The 20,054-nt window shown below is 32.9% G+C and carries 18 protein-coding genes; 8 read left to right on the forward strand and 10 right to left on the reverse strand.

Annotated features, from left to right (window positions below):
- Window positions 1-57 precede the first annotated feature (57 nt).
- The 9 genes from B0A65_RS18535 to B0A65_RS18575 form a co-directional block, all read right to left on the reverse strand.
- Entirely contained in the window at window positions 58-1,596 is a 1,539-nt protein-coding gene (locus tag B0A65_RS18535) for a serine hydrolase (RefSeq protein ID WP_074656525.1), read from the reverse strand.
- 21 nt (window positions 1,597-1,617) lie between these two features.
- Window positions 1,618-2,409, reverse strand: a complete 792-nt coding sequence (locus B0A65_RS18540; RefSeq protein ID WP_074656527.1) for a TrmH family RNA methyltransferase — start codon at window positions 2,407-2,409, stop codon at window positions 1,618-1,620.
- 233 nt (window positions 2,410-2,642) lie between these two features.
- A complete protein-coding gene (locus tag B0A65_RS18545; protein WP_074656528.1) occupies window positions 2,643-3,569 on the reverse strand; it encodes a DUF2167 domain-containing protein in 927 nt (308 codons plus the stop codon).
- 45 nt (window positions 3,570-3,614) lie between these two features.
- Window positions 3,615-4,700, reverse strand: coding sequence for a phosphoglyceromutase (locus tag B0A65_RS18550; RefSeq protein ID WP_074656530.1), 1,086 nt, complete (start codon window positions 4,698-4,700; stop codon window positions 3,615-3,617).
- Window positions 4,701-5,007: 307 nt separating this feature from the next.
- On the reverse strand, window positions 5,008-6,336 hold the full coding sequence (locus B0A65_RS18555) for a DUF58 domain-containing protein (RefSeq protein WP_074656532.1): 1,329 nt from the start codon (window positions 6,334-6,336) through the stop codon (window positions 5,008-5,010).
- Between the two features lie 133 nt (window positions 6,337-6,469).
- Window positions 6,470-7,483: an AAA family ATPase gene (locus B0A65_RS18560; protein WP_074656535.1), complete on the reverse strand. Its 1,014-nt coding sequence runs from the start codon at window positions 7,481-7,483 to the stop codon at window positions 6,470-6,472.
- Window positions 7,484-7,619: 136 nt separating this feature from the next.
- The gene (locus B0A65_RS18565; protein ID WP_074656537.1) at window positions 7,620-8,825 is read right to left on the reverse strand and encodes a DUF4350 domain-containing protein; all 1,206 of its coding nucleotides are present in this window, start codon (window positions 8,823-8,825) and stop codon (window positions 7,620-7,622) included.
- On the reverse strand, window positions 8,818-9,591 hold the full coding sequence (locus B0A65_RS18570; RefSeq protein ID WP_074656540.1) for a DUF4129 domain-containing protein: 774 nt from the start codon (window positions 9,589-9,591) through the stop codon (window positions 8,818-8,820). The genes B0A65_RS18565 and B0A65_RS18570 overlap by 8 nt, the downstream gene beginning before the upstream one ends.
- Window positions 9,592-9,603: 12 nt before the next feature.
- Entirely contained in the window at window positions 9,604-10,584 is a 981-nt protein-coding gene (locus tag B0A65_RS18575) for a stage II sporulation protein M (protein WP_074656542.1), read from the reverse strand.
- A 20-nt stretch (window positions 10,585-10,604) separates the two neighbouring features.
- On the opposite strand from B0A65_RS18575, the gene B0A65_RS18580 reads away from it, so the two are divergent.
- From B0A65_RS18580 to B0A65_RS18610, 7 genes are all read left to right on the forward strand, one after another.
- The gene (locus tag B0A65_RS18580) at window positions 10,605-11,348 is read left to right on the forward strand and encodes an RDD family protein (protein ID WP_074656545.1); all 744 of its coding nucleotides are present in this window, start codon (window positions 10,605-10,607) and stop codon (window positions 11,346-11,348) included.
- Window positions 11,349-11,631: 283 nt separating this feature from the next.
- A complete protein-coding gene (locus tag B0A65_RS18585; protein WP_074656546.1) occupies window positions 11,632-12,480 on the forward strand; it encodes a hypothetical protein in 849 nt (282 codons plus the stop codon).
- A gap of 112 nt (window positions 12,481-12,592) precedes the next feature.
- The gene (locus tag B0A65_RS18590) at window positions 12,593-13,195 is read left to right on the forward strand and encodes a trimeric intracellular cation channel family protein (RefSeq protein ID WP_074656549.1); all 603 of its coding nucleotides are present in this window, start codon (window positions 12,593-12,595) and stop codon (window positions 13,193-13,195) included.
- A 129-nt stretch (window positions 13,196-13,324) separates the two neighbouring features.
- A complete protein-coding gene (locus B0A65_RS18595; protein ID WP_074656550.1) occupies window positions 13,325-14,275 on the forward strand; it encodes a GNAT family N-acetyltransferase in 951 nt (316 codons plus the stop codon).
- A complete protein-coding gene (locus tag B0A65_RS18600; RefSeq protein ID WP_074656553.1) occupies window positions 14,272-15,372 on the forward strand; it encodes a DegT/DnrJ/EryC1/StrS family aminotransferase in 1,101 nt (366 codons plus the stop codon). The genes B0A65_RS18595 and B0A65_RS18600 overlap by 4 nt, the downstream gene beginning before the upstream one ends.
- 3 nt (window positions 15,373-15,375) lie before the next feature.
- The gene (locus tag B0A65_RS18605) at window positions 15,376-16,884 is read left to right on the forward strand and encodes an oligosaccharide flippase family protein (RefSeq protein ID WP_074656554.1); all 1,509 of its coding nucleotides are present in this window, start codon (window positions 15,376-15,378) and stop codon (window positions 16,882-16,884) included.
- Window positions 16,865-17,611, forward strand: coding sequence for an acyltransferase (locus tag B0A65_RS18610; RefSeq protein ID WP_074656556.1), 747 nt, complete (start codon window positions 16,865-16,867; stop codon window positions 17,609-17,611). Before B0A65_RS18605 ends, B0A65_RS18610 begins: the two co-directional genes overlap by 20 nt.
- A gap of 209 nt (window positions 17,612-17,820) precedes the next feature.
- On the opposite strand, the gene B0A65_RS18615 is transcribed toward B0A65_RS18610, so the two are convergent.
- Window positions 17,821-18,720 carry a glycosyltransferase gene (locus tag B0A65_RS18615; RefSeq protein ID WP_074656558.1) on the reverse strand — a complete coding sequence of 300 codons (900 nt, stop codon included), beginning with the start codon at window positions 18,718-18,720 and terminating at the stop codon, window positions 17,821-17,823.
- Between the two features lie 235 nt (window positions 18,721-18,955).
- Here B0A65_RS18615 and B0A65_RS18620 point away from each other — a divergent pair, with 235 nt between their 5' ends.
- Window positions 18,956-20,053, forward strand: a complete 1,098-nt coding sequence (locus B0A65_RS18620; protein WP_074656560.1) for a glycosyltransferase — start codon at window positions 18,956-18,958, stop codon at window positions 20,051-20,053.
- The last annotated feature ends 1 nt before the right edge of the window (window position 20,054 follow it).

Here is a 20,054-nt window from a genome sequence, read left to right on the forward strand (position 1 = left end):
ATTCGTAGAATTTAATCTAAAATCTAAAATCTAAAATCTAAAACCTAAAACCTAAAACTATTCTTTTGAAAAATCCAAATCCTGAAAATCGTAACTAAAATCAGTTAACTCAGAAATTGGTAGCATTTTTAAGTTGATCACTTTTCCGCTTTCATCATATTTAAATAGTAGATGCGCATCGGCATGGAAAAAAGCATTGTTCCATTTTACCACATAGTTGCCCTCTTTATAGAAAAATACTTCTCCAGCTAGTTGAGAAGAACGTTTTGAGGCAAAATATAGTTTCCCTTTTTTCTCTGTGAGTGTAATTTCTCCAAACCAATTGTCTTTGTAAGTTCCTGTAATTTTAGAAAAATCAGTTTTTAATTTGTCCTTTTTGTTTTTGGCAACAGTTGCCCAAACTTCATCGGTTACTTTATCAGCAGATGCTTCATTGGCTTTCGTTCGATTGCTGTAAACCGTCACATAATCATCCGATTTAAGACCTAAATAACTGTCTTTAATGGTATTCGTAATGGCACTAAATGCGGCTCCGGATTGTTGATTGGTTAAAACAATAATTCCCAAACCAATTTCCGGAATTAAAGTTGTTTGTGTCACGTTTCCTTCCAGACCTCCAGTATGCGAAACTTGTTTGTATCCTTTTACATCACTTAAAAACCAGCCTAAACCATAACCTGAAAAATGGGTATTGTAAGGAGGTCTTGTTTTAGTTGGAATAATGGTTTGCAATTGCCACATTTCATCGTGTTCTTTCTCTGAAAAAAGCTGTTTGTTATCACCATATTTTCCGTTATTAATTTGTAAAATCGCCCATTTGCTCAAATCATTTACACTGGAGTAAATTCCGGCAGCTCCATCAAAAAGGTTATTTTCATAACGTTTGATAGTTTTTAATTTTCCATCAATCGGAACATGAGGCGTAATAACATTAGAAGTATCTTTTAAACGTTTTACAGAAGCCACACTTTTGTCCATTTCTAATGGTTTCATAATGCGTGTTTCAACAAAATCAGCCCAGGTTTGTCCGCTTACAACGTGAACAATTTCACCGGCAATGATGTACATCAAATTATCATAATCGTATTTGGTTCTAAAGCTGGAAACCGGTTTTAAATATCTTAAATTATGAACAATATCAGCGGCTTTAAAATCGCTTCCGTCAGGCCAGATCATTAAATCTCCTGCTCCAAGTCCGAGACCACTTCTGTGCGTTAATAGGTCACGAATTGTAAACTCGTTTGTAACATACTCATCATACATTTTAAAATCCGGAAGATATTTTATCACTTTATCATCCCATTTTATTTTGCCTTCATCAACTAGCATGGCAAGTGCAGCAGTTGTAAAAGCTTTACTGTTAGATGCAATTCCGAAAAGGGTGTTAGCATCAACTTTTTCATTTGTTAAAATTGATTTTACACCATATCCTTTTGCCAAAACCACTTTTCCATCTTTAACAATTGCTACCGCAATCCCGGGAACATCAAAGGCTTTTATGGTACGATTGACCAATTCATCTACTTCAGGATTCGTAATTTGTGCCGAAAGGGAGAAACTAAATAATAAGGCAAAAAGAGATAATTTGTAGTTCATAAGTAGATGGTATTTTGGTTTTTAGTTAAATCCTCTTTGACGTTTGGCTTCAAAAATTAAAATCGCAGCTGCAACCGAAACGTTCATACTGTCGATTTCGCCCTGCATCGGAATAATAATGTTTTGCGTAGCTGCATCGCGCCATTCTTGTGTTAATCCGGTGGCTTCGGTACCGACAACTAAAGCTGTGGCAGTAGTGAAATTTTGGGTATGATAAGAGGTTGAGTTTTGTAAAGTGGCGCAATAAAAATCAATCTTTTTTTCTTTCAAAAAAGCAATGATTTCGTCTGTGGTTCCGGTTGCAATTTGATTGGTAAACAAGCAACCCACGCTTGAACGCACAATATTTGGATTGTATAAATCACTTTTTGGATTGGCGATTAAAACTGCATCAAGGTTGGCAGCATCAGCAGTACGCAAAAGTGCTCCTATATTGCCTGGTTTTTCAGGTGCTTCAGCCACTAAAATTAATGGATTATCAGATAGTTTTAAATCAGATAATTGCATGGATTTGGTTTTGGCTACAGCCAAAATTCCTTCGGTTGTATCGCGATAAGCCAGTTTTTGATAGACTTCTTTGTTGATTTCTATTAATTGAACAGACGTATTAACCAATTTATTAATTTGGTTTTCAGTTACTAATTCGGGTAAAAACAAAACGGTTTCTAATTCGTAACCTCCTTTTAATGCGATTGAAATTTCTCGTAAACCTTCAATCAAAAATGTTCCGGTTTGTTTGCGGGCTTTTGCTTTTTCCTGCAGTAAAACAAGTGATTTTATAAACGGATTTTGAATGGAAGTGATTTGTTTCATTTTTTTCTGAAGGTACTTAGGTTCTGAGGTGCTAAGGTACTGAGAATTTTTTTAAAAAGGTGCAAAGGTTCATAGGTGCAGAGGTTCAAAGCTTTTGAAAAAAAAAGTTTGCCACAAATTTCACGAATTTTCATGAATTTTTTATTCGGCTTAAATGCAAAATACTAATTCGTGAAAATTCGTGACTCGAGCGATAGCGAATAGGCGAAGCAAATTAGTGGCAAAAAAACAATCTATTCCTCAGTAGATGCTGTTTCTTCTACAAGTTCTTCCTCTTCTTTTGGTTTTGTCATGACCTGATCTTTTTTACCAAAAAGGAATTTCTTAAGACCAGCAAATGCTGCAATAAGACCCACAACAATGACTTTACCAAATTTTGCCAAAATAGCAAAGAAGCCCACTTTTGCCAAAACTTTTCCAGCTACTAAACCTCCAATGGTCCATGCAGCCACGGTATCAGTATCTGCGTCAAAGTCTAAATATTTATGTCCGTCATTAAATTCTACACTTTTCAGAATTCCGGGAATACTGGCTTTTACTTCTGCAAGTTCGCTCATGTTTGCAACCGCAGATATATTATACATTCCTTTTCGTCCTAAAACTCTCAAATCATAGTTCAGGGTATTAGAAGGATTTTGACCAAATTTCAACTCTTTTGCCCAGTGTAATACTTTTAAATTAGTATCATAATAAGGTTTTGATGCCCAGCCCACTATTTGAACTTCTTCAAAACCAGCTTTTTTTCTTTCTTCACTTGTCGTTTTTGTGTCTTCTTGCATGGTTTTTAGTAAATCATCATAGTCAATATCGTTTGCGTCGTCATCTTTTACAAAACCATCACCTTGATAGCTAATTACAAACATCCAGCTATTGCTGTGTGTTACGCCTTTGCCGTCTGGCACGAGTGCTCCTAAAATGGATTCATCTTTGGGATTCCCCCATAAATCGCCTACAACATGCTGTGTTTGTTCTCCATTTAAGAACTTAAATCCTTTGGGAACATTTAATATTCCTTCTCCCTCAGATAAAGTGATTTTTCCGGTTTCATACTTTAGGGATTGATCAATTTTTTCATAATAGGCTGCGGTTGTATCGGCCTGAGCCATTATCTTCGGAACAAAAAGAATTGATAAAAAAAGACTTAGCAGAATTTTTTTCATTGGTTTTGGTTGGTTTAGTTGGTTAATTATTTAGGGTTGTTAAATTTATTTTTGGAGTAATTCCGGAATTTCATTGGCCACAGGATGTGTTGTGGTAAAATTATATCCCATAATTTTTGCAATGGTTTGTGCAAATTGTTTTTGATACCATTGAGAATCGGTTTTAATTTCGCCTTTTGCTGCAATTTCTGGTCCAATGGCAGCGAACCAAATTTCGGAGGCACCTACAACATCAGCACCATGATCAGTCCATTGTGCTTTTGTTTTGTCGCCACGACCGTGATCTACAGTGATTAGTAAGGTCGTTTTGTTTTTGTACTGCGGATCATTTTGCACGAAATCCCAGATTTCTTTGATCCATTTATCAACCTGGTTGGCAGCGTCAAGATAGGATCTGTAATGTCCGTGATGCGCCCATTCGTCCGTTTCTCCGTAGGCGATATAAAGCACTTTTGGTTTCTTGGTTTTAAGTTCGTCCAAAGCCTGATAATGTGTAAAAACATCCTGACATTCCTCTTCATGAAAAGGTTTAAAGGAATTATTACGCATATCATTTAATAACTTTTGAGCCGCTGTAGGTTTGTTACCTCCAACATTATCAAAGGCAGAGATAACCGGAAAACCGCTTCTTTCTTCGTTCAAAATCCGGTCAAAAGCATCCCAGGCACCAAAAGCAGCTGTTTTACCTTTAAGCTTTGGCTGTTGGTTTAGAAATTCTAAAATATTTACATTTGGATTAGCCTTATAACCATTCGAATTAATAGCTACATCAACATTTCCGGTCATAATTTCACTATATCCGGGATAACTGAACCAATAAGGATTGGATACGTTTACTTTATTGCCAAGATCGCGATTACCATAAATTTGCCCTTTCGAAGCAATTTCTGACCATAAAAAAGGCATTAATTTTTTACGACTTTCTTTAAAATCGGTACTTGAATATTTCTTATAAATATAAGTACTGTCTCCCTGATTGAATTTTTTATCATTGGCAATTGCCGGATCCATTCCTTTAAAGACTTCCTGCCATCTAAAACCGTCTGTGGTAATGATGATGATGTTTTCTGTTTTTTGTGCTATAGATTTCCAGCTTAATAAAATGAACAGAATTAGAGTTACTTTTTTCATTTTTTATTAGTTTAAAATTACAGGATTGATTTTAAATTTTTCAAAACTACTTAATTTAATTAATCCATTTTTACGTGATAACGTAATGTAACCATAAATTAATAAAAGCTAAAAGAAAGTCTTTTAATGATTATCGTTTAAGTAATCAACTTTGAGAATTAATTAAAATTTAAATGAACCTTTTTTTTAAGTTGTATAGGTTCATAAGCAAAGGTTCAAAGTTTTTTTTCGCCACGAATTCNNTTCGTGAATTCGTGGCTAATTTTCGTAATGAGCATTTTACATTTCACAAAATACATTTCACACTCTATAAAATTCCTCTCGCCTTAATCTCCAAATACTTATTAATAGCATCTAAAGTTAAATTCTCTGGCTGTGTCAGAACCGAATGTATTCCGTATTTCTTCAATTCATTGGCGATTAAGCGTTTTTCGAACATGAATTTTTCGGCTATGACTTTATCGTAAATTTCCTGAATAGTGTCTGTTTTTTTGTTGATAATTGCATTCAATTCGGTATTGCTAAAGAAAACGACAACTAATAAATGGCTTTTTGCAATTCCTTTTAAATAAGGTAATTGCCTGTTTAAACCGTCCATTGTTTCGAAATTAGTATACAAAATAATCAAACTTCTCTGATTGATGTTTTTCTTTATGTCAACATACAATCGGCTGTAATCGCTTTCAAAAAAATCAGTTTTGATGTTGTATAAAGTCTCCAGAATTTTTTGCATTTGCGAAGATCTTCTTTCTGCAAAAACTCTGTTTTCTACTTTTTTGGAGAAAGCAAAAATTCCGGCTTTGTCTTGCTTTTTCAATATAACATTTGATAAAACAAGTGTAGAATTGATGGCATAATCCAATAAGCTTAGACCATCAAAAGGCATTTGCATCACACGGCCTTTGTCAATTGCCATATAAACCGATTGCGATTTTTCGTCCTGAAATTGGTTGACCATCAGCGAGTTTTTCTTAGCAGTCGCTTTCCAGTTTATCGTTCTCAAATCATCTCCCTGAACATATTCCTTGATTTGTTCAAATTCCATTGTATGACCAATACGACGAATTTTCTTGATTCCGTATTGATACAAATTATTCGAAAAAGCCAGCAAATCATATTTCTTCAATTGGATATACGAAGGATAAGTCGGAACCATTTGATCTTTATCGAAAGTAAATCTTCTGGAAATTAATTTTAAAGGAGAAGAAACATAGACGTTTAAATTTCCAAAGTAATATTCACCGCGTTCTGTTGGACGCAAATCATAACCCAATTCTTTTTGGGCAGAAGCCGGAATCGTTTTTACTATTTTGAAATCACGTACCTGAAACTGAAACGGAATTTCATCAATAATCTTAATCGAAATCGGAAAAGTATAACCATTTTTAATCGTAATCTGAATAGGATTCAAATCTCCGTTTGAAAGTTTTTCCGGTGTTTTTCTAGAAGCTTCAATTCCTTTTGATAAATATAAAAGTACTATATCGAGACCCAAAAACGTGCTTAAAACCAAAATAATAAACCAAACGCCGTTGTATAAATTCGGAAAAATAAAAGCACAAACAAACATTCCTATAATGCCTAAAAGGATATAGAAAAAGAAGTTATTGAGATAAAGGCTTTTGATGAATTTCATTTTTTATTTAGTTTACAGTCGCGGTTTTCAGTCTCAGTTTTCAGTCTCAGTCTCAGTCTCAGTTTTTAGTCTCAGTCACAGTTTTTAGTTGTAGTTAGCACTGAAAACTGAGACTGTGACTGAAAACTAATATTTATCTCGGTATCTCAACCGTTTCAAGAATTTGCCTGATGATTTCAGAGCTTGTAATACCTTCCATTTCACGTTCAGGAGTTACAATGACACGGTGTTGTAAAACCGGAATTGCCGCTTCTTTAACATCTTCCGGAGTTACAAAGTCGCGACCACGAATGGCTGCAAAACCTTTGGATGCATTTAAAATTGCGATTGAGGCACGAGGTGAAGCCCCTAAGTACAAAAAGGCATTTTCTCTTGTATTAACCACGATTCTGGCGATATATTCCAAAAGATTTTGCTCGACTCTAATTTGTTTTACTAAACCTTGATACTGTTTTATTTCTTCAGCAGAAAGTATCGTTTTAATCGCTTCCAATTTTCCGTGATTCTGCAATAAATGTTCTCTCTGAATTATTAGAATTTCTTCGTCTAATTTTGGATAATCGATAGTAATTTTGAATAAAAAACGGTCTAATTGCGCTTCAGGTAAACGATACGTTCCTTCCTGTTCAATTGGATTTTGTGTGGCAATAACCAAAAACGGAGTTTCCAATTGAAATGCCGAACCATCAATTGTAATCTGGCGTTCTTCCATAACTTCAAAAAGCGCAGCCTGCGTTTTGGCAGGAGCACGGTTGATCTCATCTATCAAAATTAGATTAGAGAAAATTGGTCCTTTTTTGAATTCAAATTCAGAGCTTTTTAAATTGAAAATGGAAGTTCCCAATATATCTGACGGCATCAAATCTGGTGTAAACTGAATTCGGCTAAAGCCAATATTTAAGGTTTTTGATAATAGTTTGGCCGTAATAGTTTTGGCAACGCCCGGAACACCTTCCAATAAAACATGTCCGTTTGATAAAAAAGCAACCAAAAGCTGATCGATCATTTTTTGCTGCCCTACAATCACCGTTTCCAATTCTGTTTTAATTGCATTTACATGCTCCAAAAGCGGTGCTAAATTTATTCTGGTTTCAAAATTCACATTTTCATTTGTGATTTCGGTTTCTGGGGTGTTGATATCGTCCATGATTTACTATGTTTTCTTTTGTTGAGTTTTAGTTATTTTTCTGTGCCGCTCCCGATAGCTATCGGGATAAAGGATTAAATAATTATTTTTTACTTTAATCTGTGAAAATCATTAAATCTGTGGCAAATATTTTTTTCTAATGTAAAATTTTCTCGATTGCGTTATTAATTCTGATTAAATCTTCTTCGAGACTTCCGTGATAACTATTTCGATGCTCGTTAATCAGAAAAACCAATTCCTGAATATCTGCAATATCTTTTCCTGTTTTATGATGTAGCTTTTGAATAAAAACATCATCCAATTTTGTTGTGTCAATAAGATATTCATTTCTGATTTTCTCGAGAAAATAAATGATTTTTTTATCTATCAGATTCTCATGATCGCCTTCCTGATAATATAAATTACCGATCGTTTTGGTAAACTCAACGGTTAAATTAGGCAAAGGTTTTACTATCGGGACAATTCTTTGTTTTCGTTTGGCATTAAAAATAATAAAAATTAAAATTCCGATTAAGCTCAAATACCAGGCCCATTTTAATGCCGGCTGACTGTGAATGTAACGCAAAGGAGAATGAGATATCGATTTATCGTTTTGCAATTTGGTATACCAAAAAACATCGCCTTTTGGTATGTATGACAATACGTTTTCAGCATATTGAAAATGGTCTTTTTTTAATAAATGAAAGTTCGTAAAAGCGGCTGGCTGCGTGTGAAGATAAAAATTACCCTGTTTGTAAGGGATCTTTATAAAATTGATGTGTTTCTCTTTTTTCTGATTGCTTTGATATCCTAAAACGGTTGTGTTTGCAGTATCAATTTTAGAAAAATAATCTTCTACAGCTTGTTGGAAAACATATTTTTTAGAACTTACGTTCTTATTTGCCATCCAGATTGTATTGTTTTTTGGCTCGTGAAATTCATATTTTGTATCAATTTTGAGGCTATCCATTAAGGCTTCAGGAAATGTTCGCATGCTTAAAAAAGCATTATTTCCGTGTGAAACAAAATAAAAAAGTTCTTTAACCGACTGTTCGTCAATATTCTCAACATCGGCAATACTTAAAAAAGTACCTTCGATTTTGTAATTCTCTACCAAAGTATCGGCATCGTATTTAGAATCCAAAAATTCATATGGCGTTACATCGGCTATCCTTTCAATTTTATGATTTTTTAAAAGAGGTTTAATTTCGTTGTTCAAAATATACAATCCGTAGGGAATTTTGTCGTGCACAGAAAATGTAGGACGCCAGTCGATTGGTTTTTTCTGATCGCGGTCTGAAATTAGAATTAAGGCTAAAACAAAAACCAGAATAGCGATATAAATTTTGATCGATTTATTCATTGCTAAAAGTTTTTATAGATTTCTTAAAGCGGTTTTCAGCTTTTGTAAAAGTTGTTTCGTCAATTTCAAATTCACCATACCAAATATAATTATACAAGTAGGAGAGATAGGTAAAATCTTCTCTGTAAACGGGACTTTTTAGTTCGTATAAATAATCAGAATTGGTTTTTTCGATATCCCATTCGATGTAATTATTTTGTGCCATTACTTTTAATAACCAAAGATAATAGTACCTAATGGCAAGTCTTTTTTCTCCGTTTTGAATACTTTCCTGTATTAATTTTTTAAAATCAAGTAAATGAATATTCTTTTCGATATCAGAATACTGAACGGTTCTTTTATTAGCATTTTTTCCAAAAATCCATTGCCCTTCTTTATTGATTAAAGCTTTTACGATTAAATAAATAACTACAATAATGACCAAAACTGCCAACACTCTCAATATAATAACGGTAACAGTGATAGACGTTTTTGCATCACTGAAAGAGAAAATCTTCCTCAAAAAATTGGCAATCCACTCTTTAATATTATCCCAAATACTTCTTTCGGGCGCTTTTGGTTCATAATTAAACTCTGGATCCGTATATTTTTTTTTGAAGTTTTTAGGGAATGTTTTGGCTTCAATTGTATCTGAATCAATCTGAATGTCTTTTTCAGTGTATTTTATAGTAGCCACTTTTGGAAGTTCGGCTTCCGCCAAAGTATCCTGAGCATGTGAGATACTAAAGCAAAAAAAGAACGATAAAATAAGAAAGATGTTCTTCATTATTGGATTCGGTTAAGTCAATTTGGCTGATAATTGTTGTACTTTTTTGTGCACTATAAAAGGATAAACTAAATAATAATAGGAGATTAAACTCAAGGTTGCTAGTATTATAAGAATGCTTAACCAAATAGGCATGTCGATAGAATATCGTGTAATAAAACCTTCCAGAAAACCGGCCATAAACGTAAACGGAAGCGTGCTTAGGTAGATTTTGAAACTGTTTTTAAATCCGATTTTAAAAGAATTTAATCTTGAAAAAGTCTTTGGAAAAAGTATTGAAGCTCCAAAAATAAATCCCGCTGCCGACTCAATTACAATAGCGAAAATTTCCATAGAACCATGAATCCAGATACCGCGAACACTCTTCCAGAAAACACCATGTTCAAAGAAAAAATACTGAAAAGAACCCAGCATAATACAGTTTTGCAGTAAATAATAAAAAGTACCAAGTCCGCCAAAAATGCCATAGAAATAGCAGGCAGCACCCACTTGAATATTGTTAACCGTAATGCCAATAAAAGTTCCCCAATTGGCTGAAGATCCGTAAACTGCCATTGGGTTTCCTTTTTTAATGTTTTCTAAAGTCATATTCACATAATCATCGCCCATAATTAATCGGGCAAAATCAGGATCATAGCGGGCAGAAATAGCGCCAATCGCAACGAAAGCAAAAAAGAAGACAAAAGCGTACACCAAGTATCTTCTATATTCGTAAACAAGTAACGGAACTTCGGTCACAAAGAATTCTGCAATTCGATTTTTTTCAGTTCGTTTCGTTTTATAAATTTTTTGATAAATCTGAGAAGCAAGATGATTTAAGTAAATAACCGTTTTACTTTTAGGATAATAAGTTTGCGCATACGCAAGGTCATTCATCATTTGAATGTACAAATTTGCTAACTCATCAGGATTTTTTTTAGCTTTACCAAAAATAGCGAGCTCAAACTCCAGCCATTTTTCTTTATTTTGTTTTATGAAGGCAACTTCTCTCATTACAGGCTAAAATATAAAATATGTCAGAATTATCTATTAACACAACACAAAATGTTAAAATAAATTTTATCGCTGCCTCTGTTGGCGAGCGATTGGGCTCTTATTTTATTGATTTGATCATCAAATTATCTTATTTATTGGTTGTTGGATTGGTGCTTTTTTATTTTTTTCATATTGAAAGAGTATTCGATTCATTAGATAGCTGGTCGATTAGAGCCGTGGTTTTTATTATCAGTTTCCCGATTTTGGTGTATACGATCACTTTAGAAAGTGTTTTTGAAGGACAAACTTTTGGTAAAAAACTATTTAAGATAAAAGTGGTTAAAATTGATGGTTACCAGGCCGGTTTTGGAGATTATTTTATTCGTTGGTTTTTTAGATTGGTTGATTTTTCAATTATGGGCGGAGCAGTTGCTTTAGTGTCGATAGTTACAAGTAAAAAGTCGCAGCGATTAGGCGATATGGCAGCGGGAACAGCTGTTATTACTTTAAAAAACAGAATTAATATAAGCCATACGATCCTCGAAGAAATAGGAACTTCATATGTGCCAACTTATCCTTTGGTCATTAAATTATCTGATAATGATATGCGAATCATTAAAGAAACATTTCAGAAAGCAGTTAGGAAAAACGATCATGAAATCATTTATAAGCTGGTTGCCAAAATTGAAAGCGTTACCGGAATTAAAAATCAATCTGGCGATAATAGCGACTTTATTCGGGTAGTCTTGAAAGACTATAATTATTATACTCAGAATATGTAACTCTGAGGGGCTAAGATTCTGAGGAACTAAGGTTCTAAGGTTTTTTGCTTTTATTTTGTGGTTTTTTTTCTTTTGAAAATGAGTGCCCTAGCCCTGATGGGAGGGAAAATCCTTTTGTGCCGGTCCCGATAGCTATCGGGAGGCACAAAAGATTGGAAGGAACAGCAGGAACCGGCTCCTGAAAAATCTTATTCTTATTTGTAATCTATAATGGTTTTTGTAAGATGATTTCTTAACTTTGTGTATAACATAAATTTTTCAAATTTAATTTAATCTAAATGCCATGAAAATACAGAAAGTTATTGCTCTATTGTTAATGTTGTTTGTGTCCGTTTTTGGTTTCGCTCAAGGCGGAAAAAAACTGGATAAAATTATTAAAAGAGATTATACTATTATAGAAGGAACAATCTCAAAAATATCTGACCAATCGGTTGAATATTCTTTACCGGGAGAAACGATTCAAATTTCATTGGATGTTTCCCAAATTGCCAGAATAGATTTTGCGAGTGGTCGTTCGCAGACTTTTGATGTTTCGGCAGGAAGCACTTATATACCATCGGCTCCAGGCCCAATTAGTGTTGCAGAAATGAAACCAAACACAATTGCTGTGCTCCCAGTTCCTTATGTAAATTCGGATAATATGCAAAGTTCTGAAGATATGTCTAAATTCGCCCAAAATGACATGTATAACAAATTGCTGGATAAATCGGCAAACATTTTTCCGCTAACGGTTCAGGATCTTAGAACGACAAATAGTTTATTGCATCAAGCTGGAATTGATCACCATAATATCGACGAAACGCCAATTGCCGATCTCGAAAAAATTCTGGGAGTTGATAATATCATTGCGGCAAAAATTTCATACACAATGTCAACAAGTTCAACCGCATCGACTTACGGAAGCGGAAGTACAACATGGAGCAATAACGATAAAAAGGTAAAATCGAACGATTATTCGACTACAACGGCTAATACACAAATGTATTATTACTACAATGTATATTTTGATATGTACAAAAGTACTACCAAAATTTACTCGCAAACCCGTAAACCTTTCCTTAATTTGAAAGACAGCTGGATCGATTCGATTACGTATTTATTGAAAAGAAGCCCGATTTATACTAAGAAATAGATTTAAGAATAAAGCGTAAAGAGAATAGAATAAAGAATAAAGAGGGAAGAAGCAAGAAGCAAGAAAATAACCTTTGCACCTCTGCATCTTTGAACCTTTGAACCTAAAAAAAATGTTTCACTTACTAGATATTATCGGGACAATGGCTTTTGCCATGTCTGGGGCTTTAACGGCAATGCATAAAAAACTGGATCCGTTTGGGGTTTTTATTATTGCTTTTGTGACAGCTGTTGGTGGCGGAACGTTACGTGATGTTTTGATTGGCAGAACACCGGTGGGCTGGATGAAAGATTTGCAATATGTGTATGTGATTATTTTAGGTTTTTTTCTTGCGATCCTTTTTCGTAAAAAGTTTGAAAAGTTAAGAACGTCACTGTTTTTATTCGATACAATCGGACTGGGCGTTTTTACTTTAATTGGATTGGAAAAAGGTATTTCAAAAGGATTACATCCTGTAATTTGCATCGCTTTAGGAACCATGACAGCTTGTTTTGGGGGTGTAATTCGGGATATTTTATGTACCGAAATTCCAACCATTTTTAGAAGAGAAATCTACGCAACAATCTGCATTTTTGGTGGAATCGTGTTTTTTGCATTAAAAACCCTGAATTTAGATAATGATGTTTTGTATTTACTGACTTCGCTTGTTATAATTACCGTACGTTTGCTGGCGGTAAAATTCAAATGGTACTTACCGGCATTCAGTCATAAATAAGATTTTATAAAATAATAATTGAAGATTTTTAGCCACGAATTCACGAATTTTATTAACCAGGAAACAAATAAAAATTCGTGAATTCGTGGCTATTTTTCCACTTGAAGAAATAATTAACTGGATTTGAAAATGAGTGAATTCTCTATAAAAAAATACGATGAAAACGATTATGCCATCTGGAACGATTTTGTCGCTCTGGCCAAAAATGCTACGTTTTTGTTTCATCGTGATTTTATGGAATATCACAAGGATCGTTTTGAAGATTTTTCGCTTTTGGTTTTTGAAAATGAGAAACTAAAAGCAGTTTTGCCGGCCAATATTAAAGGGAAATCAGTCTATTCGCACCAAGGATTAACTTACGGAGGTTTACTTTTTACGTCTAAATTAAAGGCAGAAAAAGTCGAGTTACTCTTAGATGAAATTTTATCTTTTTTAAAGGAAAATTCAATAGAAGTTTTTCATTATAAACCCATTCCGAGTTTTTATTTTTCGAAGGGAAATCAGGAAATTGATTTCTTTTTACATCAAAGAGGTGCCTTTCCCGAACGAAAAGAAATGAATTTGGCAGTAAATCTGCAATTGCCTTTGCATATTTCTAAAAGTAAAATGAAGCATTTTAGAAGAATAGAAAATCTTGATTTGGATATTATAGAAGAAAAGGATTTTCAGCCTTTTTGGGAAACGATTCTGGAGCCAAGATTATTGGAGAAGTTCAACGCAAAACCGGTTCATACCAAAGAAGAAATAGCTTTATTAAAACACAAATTCCCTGAAAATATCAGGCAATATTCTGTTTATCAAAATGATGAAATCATTGCCGGAATAACTATTTTTGAGACTGAAAATGTGGTTAAATCACAATACGGCGCTACTTCAGAAAAAGGCGAACAAGTAAGAGCACTAGATTTTTTATTCATTAATTTGATGCATAAATACAAACGCAAAGGCAAAAAGTTTTTTGATATGGGAATTGTGAATGAGGAAAATGAAAAAGGGTATCATCCCGGTCTTTTGCAACAAAAAGAGGAATTAGGCTGTGCTGTTTACAATCAGGATTTTTATAAAATCAGCATTAAATGATATCATTTCTGGATCTTAAAAAAATAAACGAACCGTATGAAACTGCTTTTCAGGAAAAACTGAAATTGGTTTTAGAAAACGGCTGGTATATTTTAGGAAAAGAATTGGAAACTTTTGAAAAGGCTTTTGCTGAATATAATCAAACGAAATATTGCATTGGAGTTGGGAATGGATTTGATGCTCTGGTATTGATTTTTAAAGGTTATATTCAATTAGGAAAACTCAAAAAAGGCGATGAAGTTATAGTTCCCGCAAATACTTATATTGCCAGTATATTGGCCATTTTACAAGCCGATTTAATTCCCGTTTTGGTCGAGCCAAAAGTAGAAACCTACAACATCAATCCCGATTTGATTCAGGAGAAAATCACACCAAAAACAAAAGCCATTTTAGCTGTTCATTTGTACGGACAATTAACTGAAATGGATCAAATAAATGAGATTGCTGATAAAAATAATCTTTTAATAGTAGAAGACTGCGCACAATCTCACGGTGCTACAATTAATCTAAAATCTAAAATCTACAATCTAAAATCCGTTTCTGCTTATAGCTTTTACCCGGGGAAAAATCTGGGTTGTCTGGGCGACGGTGGAGCGATTACGACAAACGATTTAGAGTTAGCGAAAGTACTTTTTGCGCTACGTAATTATGGTTCTGAACAAAAGTATTACAATGAATATGTAGGTGTAAATTCCAGATTAGACGAACTTCAGGCCTCTTTTTTAAATTTGAAACTACCGAATTTAAATGCTGATAATAATAAACGTCGAGCTATTGCAAAACGTTATTTGTCTGAAATTAAAAATGATAAAATAATATTGCCATTTTGGGATTTATCGAATAATCATGTTTTTCATTTGTTCGTAATCAGAACTGAAAATAGAAAAGCTTTACAGGAATATTTAATGCAGAATAATATTCAGACTGTAATTCATTATCCAATTCCGCCACACAAACAAAAAGCTTTTTTAGAATGGAATAATTTGTCATTTCCAATCACGGAGAAAATTCATAACGAAGTTTTGAGTTTACCATTGAGTCCGGTTTTAACGGAAAGTGAAGTTGATTTTATTATTGAAATTGTAAATCAATACTAATTCGTGTCTGATAACAAATCTTCATATCAGCAAATTCTAAAAACAACTTCACTTTTTGGAGGCGTTCAGTTTTTCAATATTTTAATTTCGATTATCAGAACCAAATTAATTGCGGTTTTTATTGGTCCGGCCGGAATGGGAATTATTACTTTGCTGAATTCAACTTTGGGTGTAATAAGCAGTATTTCAGGCTTCGGAATCGAAACCAGTGCTGTAAAAAATATCTCAGAAGATTATAAAAATGACGATTTAAAGACCGTTTCCAAAACCATTAAAATCGTAAAAAAGATTGTTTTTTTTACCGGTATTTTTGGAATGTTGCTGACGATTCTTTTGTCAAAAGCATTAAGTATTATGACTTTTGGAGATTCGAGTCAGACTTATTCTTTTGTATTTATTGCTGTCACGGTTTTATTTAAACAATTGTCATCTGGTCAATTAGCCGTTTTACAAGGTTTGCGACAAGTGAAATTGCTGGCTAAAGCCAATTTATATGGTAATTTATTCGGATTGCTTTTTTCGATTCCTTTGTATTATTTTTTAGGAATTGATGCCATAATTCCAACCATAATAATCGCTTCTTTATCAGCTTTAGTTTTCTCTTTTTATTATTCGAATAAATTTAAAACCGATAAGGAAAAGGTTTCTAATTCGGCGCTTTTATTAGAAGGAAAATCAATTGTAAAATTGGGATTTATGTTGATGATAAGCAGTGTTTTGACACTTTTGTCAACGTATTTGGTTCAGATTTACATTAGCAAAAATGGAGGTTTAGAACAAGTCGGATTTTACAACGCTGGTTTTACTTTGTTAAATTCTTATGTCGGAATAATTTTTACGGTAATGAGTACCGATTATTTCCCTAAATTATCTTCAATTAATTTTGATAATGAGAAAGTTAGGGAAATCGTTATGCAACAAGCGTTCATTTCAATCATAATTATCACGCCGATTATTGTTCTGTTTTTGACTTTCATTTCGGTTATAATTCCAATTATGTATAGCGCTAATTTCAATGCTGTTATTCCAATGGTTTGTTTCGGAATTTTAGGAATGTTGTTTCGCGCGGTTTCCTGGGCCATGGGATTTATTTTGATAGCAAAAGGTGATTCAAAAATGTTTATTAAAACAGCAATTGGTTTTAATATTTTGTCTTTACTAATGAATGTTTCAGGTTATTATTTTTACGGATTAGAAGGTCTCGGATTTAGCTTTTGTCTGTATTTTTTATTCCACTTTATAGGATTAAAAATCATTACAAAAAATCGCTATGATTTCTATTTTAATTTGGATTTTTATAAAATCTATTTTGTTTGTTTTGTGCTTTGCTTTAGTACATTTTTCCTTCGCTATATCGAAACTCCAGTTTTAAAATACGGTTTAATGTTTTTAATGATTGTGATTTCGTTTGCTTTTAGTTTTTATCAATTGAATAAAAAGATGAATGTAAGCGAAATATTTACGTCATTTGTTCAGCGAAAAAAAGATAATAATGATTCAGAACAGCTATAGAAAATATCGCTCTTTTTATCATAAATTCCGGTTTTACTGCAAAGTAAACTGGATCAAAACGCTGTATTTTAATTTTAAGAAATTCCCTTTTGAAACGGCTAGAAAGCTTCCGGTTTTCTTTTACGGAAGAGTAAAATTTACTTCGATAAAAGGAGAAATTCAGATTGAAGGAAATATTCAAAAAGGAATGATTGGTTTTGGTCAGCCTTACGAACTGAATTCGGCTCATAAAGGAATTGCTGAAATCTTCATTTTGGGAAAATTAACTTTTAAAGGTAAGTTTCAATTTGGAAAAGACTGTTTTGTTTTTGTGGGAGAAAATGCCATTTGTGAATTAGGAAATATGGCTTCAATGGCGTCCAACGGGAAAATAATTTGTACCGAAAAAATTGTTCTGGGTGATTACGCAAGATTTGGTTCTGAAGCTCAGATTATCGATACCAATTTCCATGATTTAATTGATACGCAAACTGACGAAAAACTACAAAAATCAGCTCCTATTTTTATCGGGAATTACAATTTTGGAAGCAATAGGGTTTCTATTATGAAAGGAACACAAACACCAAATTTCTGTACCATTGCCTCGAATAGTTTGTGTACGAAAGATTATAAAAGTTTAGGAGAAAATATTTTGATTGGAGGAATTCCGGCAAAATTGATTCGATCGAATATTTCAAGGGATTGGGAAGGCGAGAAACAACAATTAGATGATTTTTTGATGATTTGATTTAATAGTAATATTAAAAAAGTCCCATAGGGACGTCATGTTTATAGAAATATAAATTTGTGTTTTCCAAAGCCCCATCGGGGTGACATGTTAAATTTACACATAATAAATATGTCGCTCCGCTGGAGCTTTAAATCGGAATCAAATAATTTTCTATAAACATTTTGCTCCGCTGGAGCTTTCTCATTTTTATGGCCATTATCTTTGCGTTATGCGAAAACTATTCTAAATCTTTGTTTTACTTCCAATAAAATATATTTCAAAAACAATAAATAATCAGCTGTTTTAAAAGCCAAAATCATTTCAAAATGCATTCTTTTCAGGATCGCTCTATGTTCAATTTTAGATTGATTTAATCGAATTGCTTTCTGAATTATTAAATAGGTCGAATAATTTATTTTCTTAGATCTCGCATCATTTTTAATGAAAAAATGAGTTCCTAAAGAAGTGGTCGAAATCCTTTTTTTGATTAAAATTTTATCAATATAATCAAAATTATAAATCCGGGAAGCTCTAATCCAAAGATCTAAATCTTCATAAGCCAGATTTTCGTCGTAACCATTCAAAGTATCAAAAACTGATTTTTTAACCATTGATGAAACGGAACAAATACTATTTCCACCAGAAATAACACTCAAATAAATATCTCCGGTTGCTCTTTTTTCGATTGTTTTTTTATCGAAATCAACAGGGAAATAATAAAAATAGGAATTTCCTTTATCATTAATTAATTCGGCATTTCCGTAAACAACGCCTAAGTTTTTAAAAGAACTTTCCTGAAAAGCTTTTAACTGTGAGGAAACGCAATTTGGCAACAAAACATCATCACAAGCCAAATCAATAATATAATCGCCTTTGGCTAACTTAAGTGCTTTATTGAAGGATTTTGTACTTCCTAAATTGGTTTCATTGGGTATAAATTGAACTTCAGGATAATTGATAAGCCATTTCTCAATTGTTTCTTTAGAATTATCGGTACTAAAATCATCTACAACAATCACTTCAATAAAAGGATAATCCTGATTTATTGCCGAAAATAAACTCTCCACAACATACTTTTCCTGATTGTAACACAAGCAAATAATGGTCACTAATGATTTATCTTGCATATTGTTTTTAATGAGTTAGTTTCCTTATTAGAGGAACAAAGATATTTTAATGTGGCAGGAATTTTAAATATTTTGCCACTGATTAATGGATTTAAAAAGATTGAATCATTTTAATCTTGCAATCTGTGGCAAAACTAAATAATTCTATGCTTTTCGATTTACTTAAAAAAATAGATTTTTAAATAAACGCAACAGTTAAGAGTTATATATTTGATACGAAAATAAGAAATCACAGATGATATTGTCTCACAAAAAAAAGAAAATTGCTTTAATTGGCTATCGCTTAAGCGGAGGCGGGAGCGATAAAGTAATGGCAAATTTGTCAATTTTTTTTGAAAGACAAGGTTTTGAAGTGGATCTTATTATCGTTCTGGATGAAGTAAGTTTTCCGTATTCTGGAAAGCTGGTAAATCTCGGATTACTCAAAAACAAAAGCAACGGATTCTTCAACAAAATTAAAAGATTATGGGCTTTACGAACGTATCTAAACGAGAATAATTTCGATTTTATTATCGATTTTCGTTTTCGAACCAAGATAATTCAGGAACTTGTTCTTGCTCGATTTATTTACAATAGCAAGACCATTTTTACCGTTCATAGTTTTTTGATTGATCATTATATGCCGAATAATTCGTGGTTAACGAGATTGATGTACAATCATTGTTTTGCGAATGTGGCGCTTACAAATGAGATGAAAACATTGATTGAAAGAAAGCATCAGTTAAAAAACGTTGTCATGATTCATAATCCAATTTATTTGGAAGAAATTATAAAAAAGCAAAATGAAAAAATTGATTTAGAATTTGATTTTGTAATCGCTATTGGTCAATATGAAAATGGAATAAAGCAGTTTGATAAATTGATTTCAGCTTACGCTCAATCTGATTTGTCTCAAAAACAAATTCATTTTGTAATTATTGGAAATGGCGACGAAACAAAGCTTAAAAAAGCAATTTTAGAAAATAATATTTCCGGATTTGTGCATCTTTTGGGCTATCAAAACAATCCTTTTAAATATCTAAGCAAAGCTAAATTTTTGGTTTTAAGCAGTAAAAATGAAGGTTTTCCGAACGTTATTTTAGAATCTTTGGCGTGTGAAATTCCTGTTGTTTCTTTTGATTGTGATTTCGGGCCGAGAGATATGATTACTTCTTTTGAAAATGGAATTTTAGTAGAAAATCAAAATTGGGAAAAATTAGCGGAGGCCATGAATTTATTGATTTCAAATGAAGTTTTGTACCAACATTGTAAAGAAAAAACACTTGAAAGTATTGAACCATTTTTATTAGAAAAAATAGGGAAGGAATGGCTATATTTACTCAAAGCCAATTAAA

Origin of the sequence: Flavobacterium frigidimaris, from assembly GCF_002217275.1 — a bacterium.
Classification (GTDB): Bacteria; Bacteroidota; Bacteroidia; order Flavobacteriales; family Flavobacteriaceae; genus Flavobacterium; species Flavobacterium aquidurense.

What these genes read in the sequence shown, in the direction of transcription:
- B0A65_RS18535 (WP_074656525.1), bottom strand. Translation starts at nt 1,596, where the DNA reads ATGAACTACAAATTATCTCTTTTTGCCTTATTATTTAGTTTCTCCCTT.
- B0A65_RS18540 (WP_074656527.1), bottom strand. Translation starts at nt 2,409, where the DNA reads ATGAAACAAATCACTTCCATTCAAAATCCGTTTATAAAATCACTTGTT.
- B0A65_RS18545 (WP_074656528.1), bottom strand. Translation starts at nt 3,569, where the DNA reads ATGAAAAAAATTCTGCTAAGTCTTTTTTTATCAATTCTTTTTGTTCCG.
- B0A65_RS18550 (WP_074656530.1), bottom strand. Translation starts at nt 4,700, where the DNA reads ATGAAAAAAGTAACTCTAATTCTGTTCATTTTATTAAGCTGGAAATCT.
- B0A65_RS18555 (WP_074656532.1), bottom strand. Translation starts at nt 6,336, where the DNA reads ATGAAATTCATCAAAAGCCTTTATCTCAATAACTTCTTTTTCTATATC.
- B0A65_RS18560 (WP_074656535.1), bottom strand. Translation starts at nt 7,483, where the DNA reads ATGGACGATATCAACACCCCAGAAACCGAAATCACAAATGAAAATGTG.
- B0A65_RS18565 (WP_074656537.1), bottom strand. Translation starts at nt 8,825, where the DNA reads ATGAATAAATCGATCAAAATTTATATCGCTATTCTGGTTTTTGTTTTA.
- B0A65_RS18570 (WP_074656540.1), bottom strand. Translation starts at nt 9,591, where the DNA reads ATGAAGAACATCTTTCTTATTTTATCGTTCTTTTTTTGCTTTAGTATC.
- B0A65_RS18575 (WP_074656542.1), bottom strand. Translation starts at nt 10,584, where the DNA reads ATGAGAGAAGTTGCCTTCATAAAACAAAATAAAGAAAAATGGCTGGAG.
- B0A65_RS18580 (WP_074656545.1), top strand. Translation starts at nt 10,605, where the DNA reads ATGTCAGAATTATCTATTAACACAACACAAAATGTTAAAATAAATTTT.
- B0A65_RS18585 (WP_074656546.1), top strand. Translation starts at nt 11,632, where the DNA reads ATGAAAATACAGAAAGTTATTGCTCTATTGTTAATGTTGTTTGTGTCC.
- B0A65_RS18590 (WP_074656549.1), top strand. Translation starts at nt 12,593, where the DNA reads ATGTTTCACTTACTAGATATTATCGGGACAATGGCTTTTGCCATGTCT.
- B0A65_RS18595 (WP_074656550.1), top strand. Translation starts at nt 13,325, where the DNA reads ATGAGTGAATTCTCTATAAAAAAATACGATGAAAACGATTATGCCATC.
- B0A65_RS18600 (WP_074656553.1), top strand. Translation starts at nt 14,272, where the DNA reads ATGATATCATTTCTGGATCTTAAAAAAATAAACGAACCGTATGAAACT.
- B0A65_RS18610 (WP_074656556.1), top strand. Translation starts at nt 16,865, where the DNA reads ATGATTCAGAACAGCTATAGAAAATATCGCTCTTTTTATCATAAATTC.
- B0A65_RS18615 (WP_074656558.1), bottom strand. Translation starts at nt 18,720, where the DNA reads ATGCAAGATAAATCATTAGTGACCATTATTTGCTTGTGTTACAATCAG.
- B0A65_RS18620 (WP_074656560.1), top strand. Translation starts at nt 18,956, where the DNA reads ATGATATTGTCTCACAAAAAAAAGAAAATTGCTTTAATTGGCTATCGC.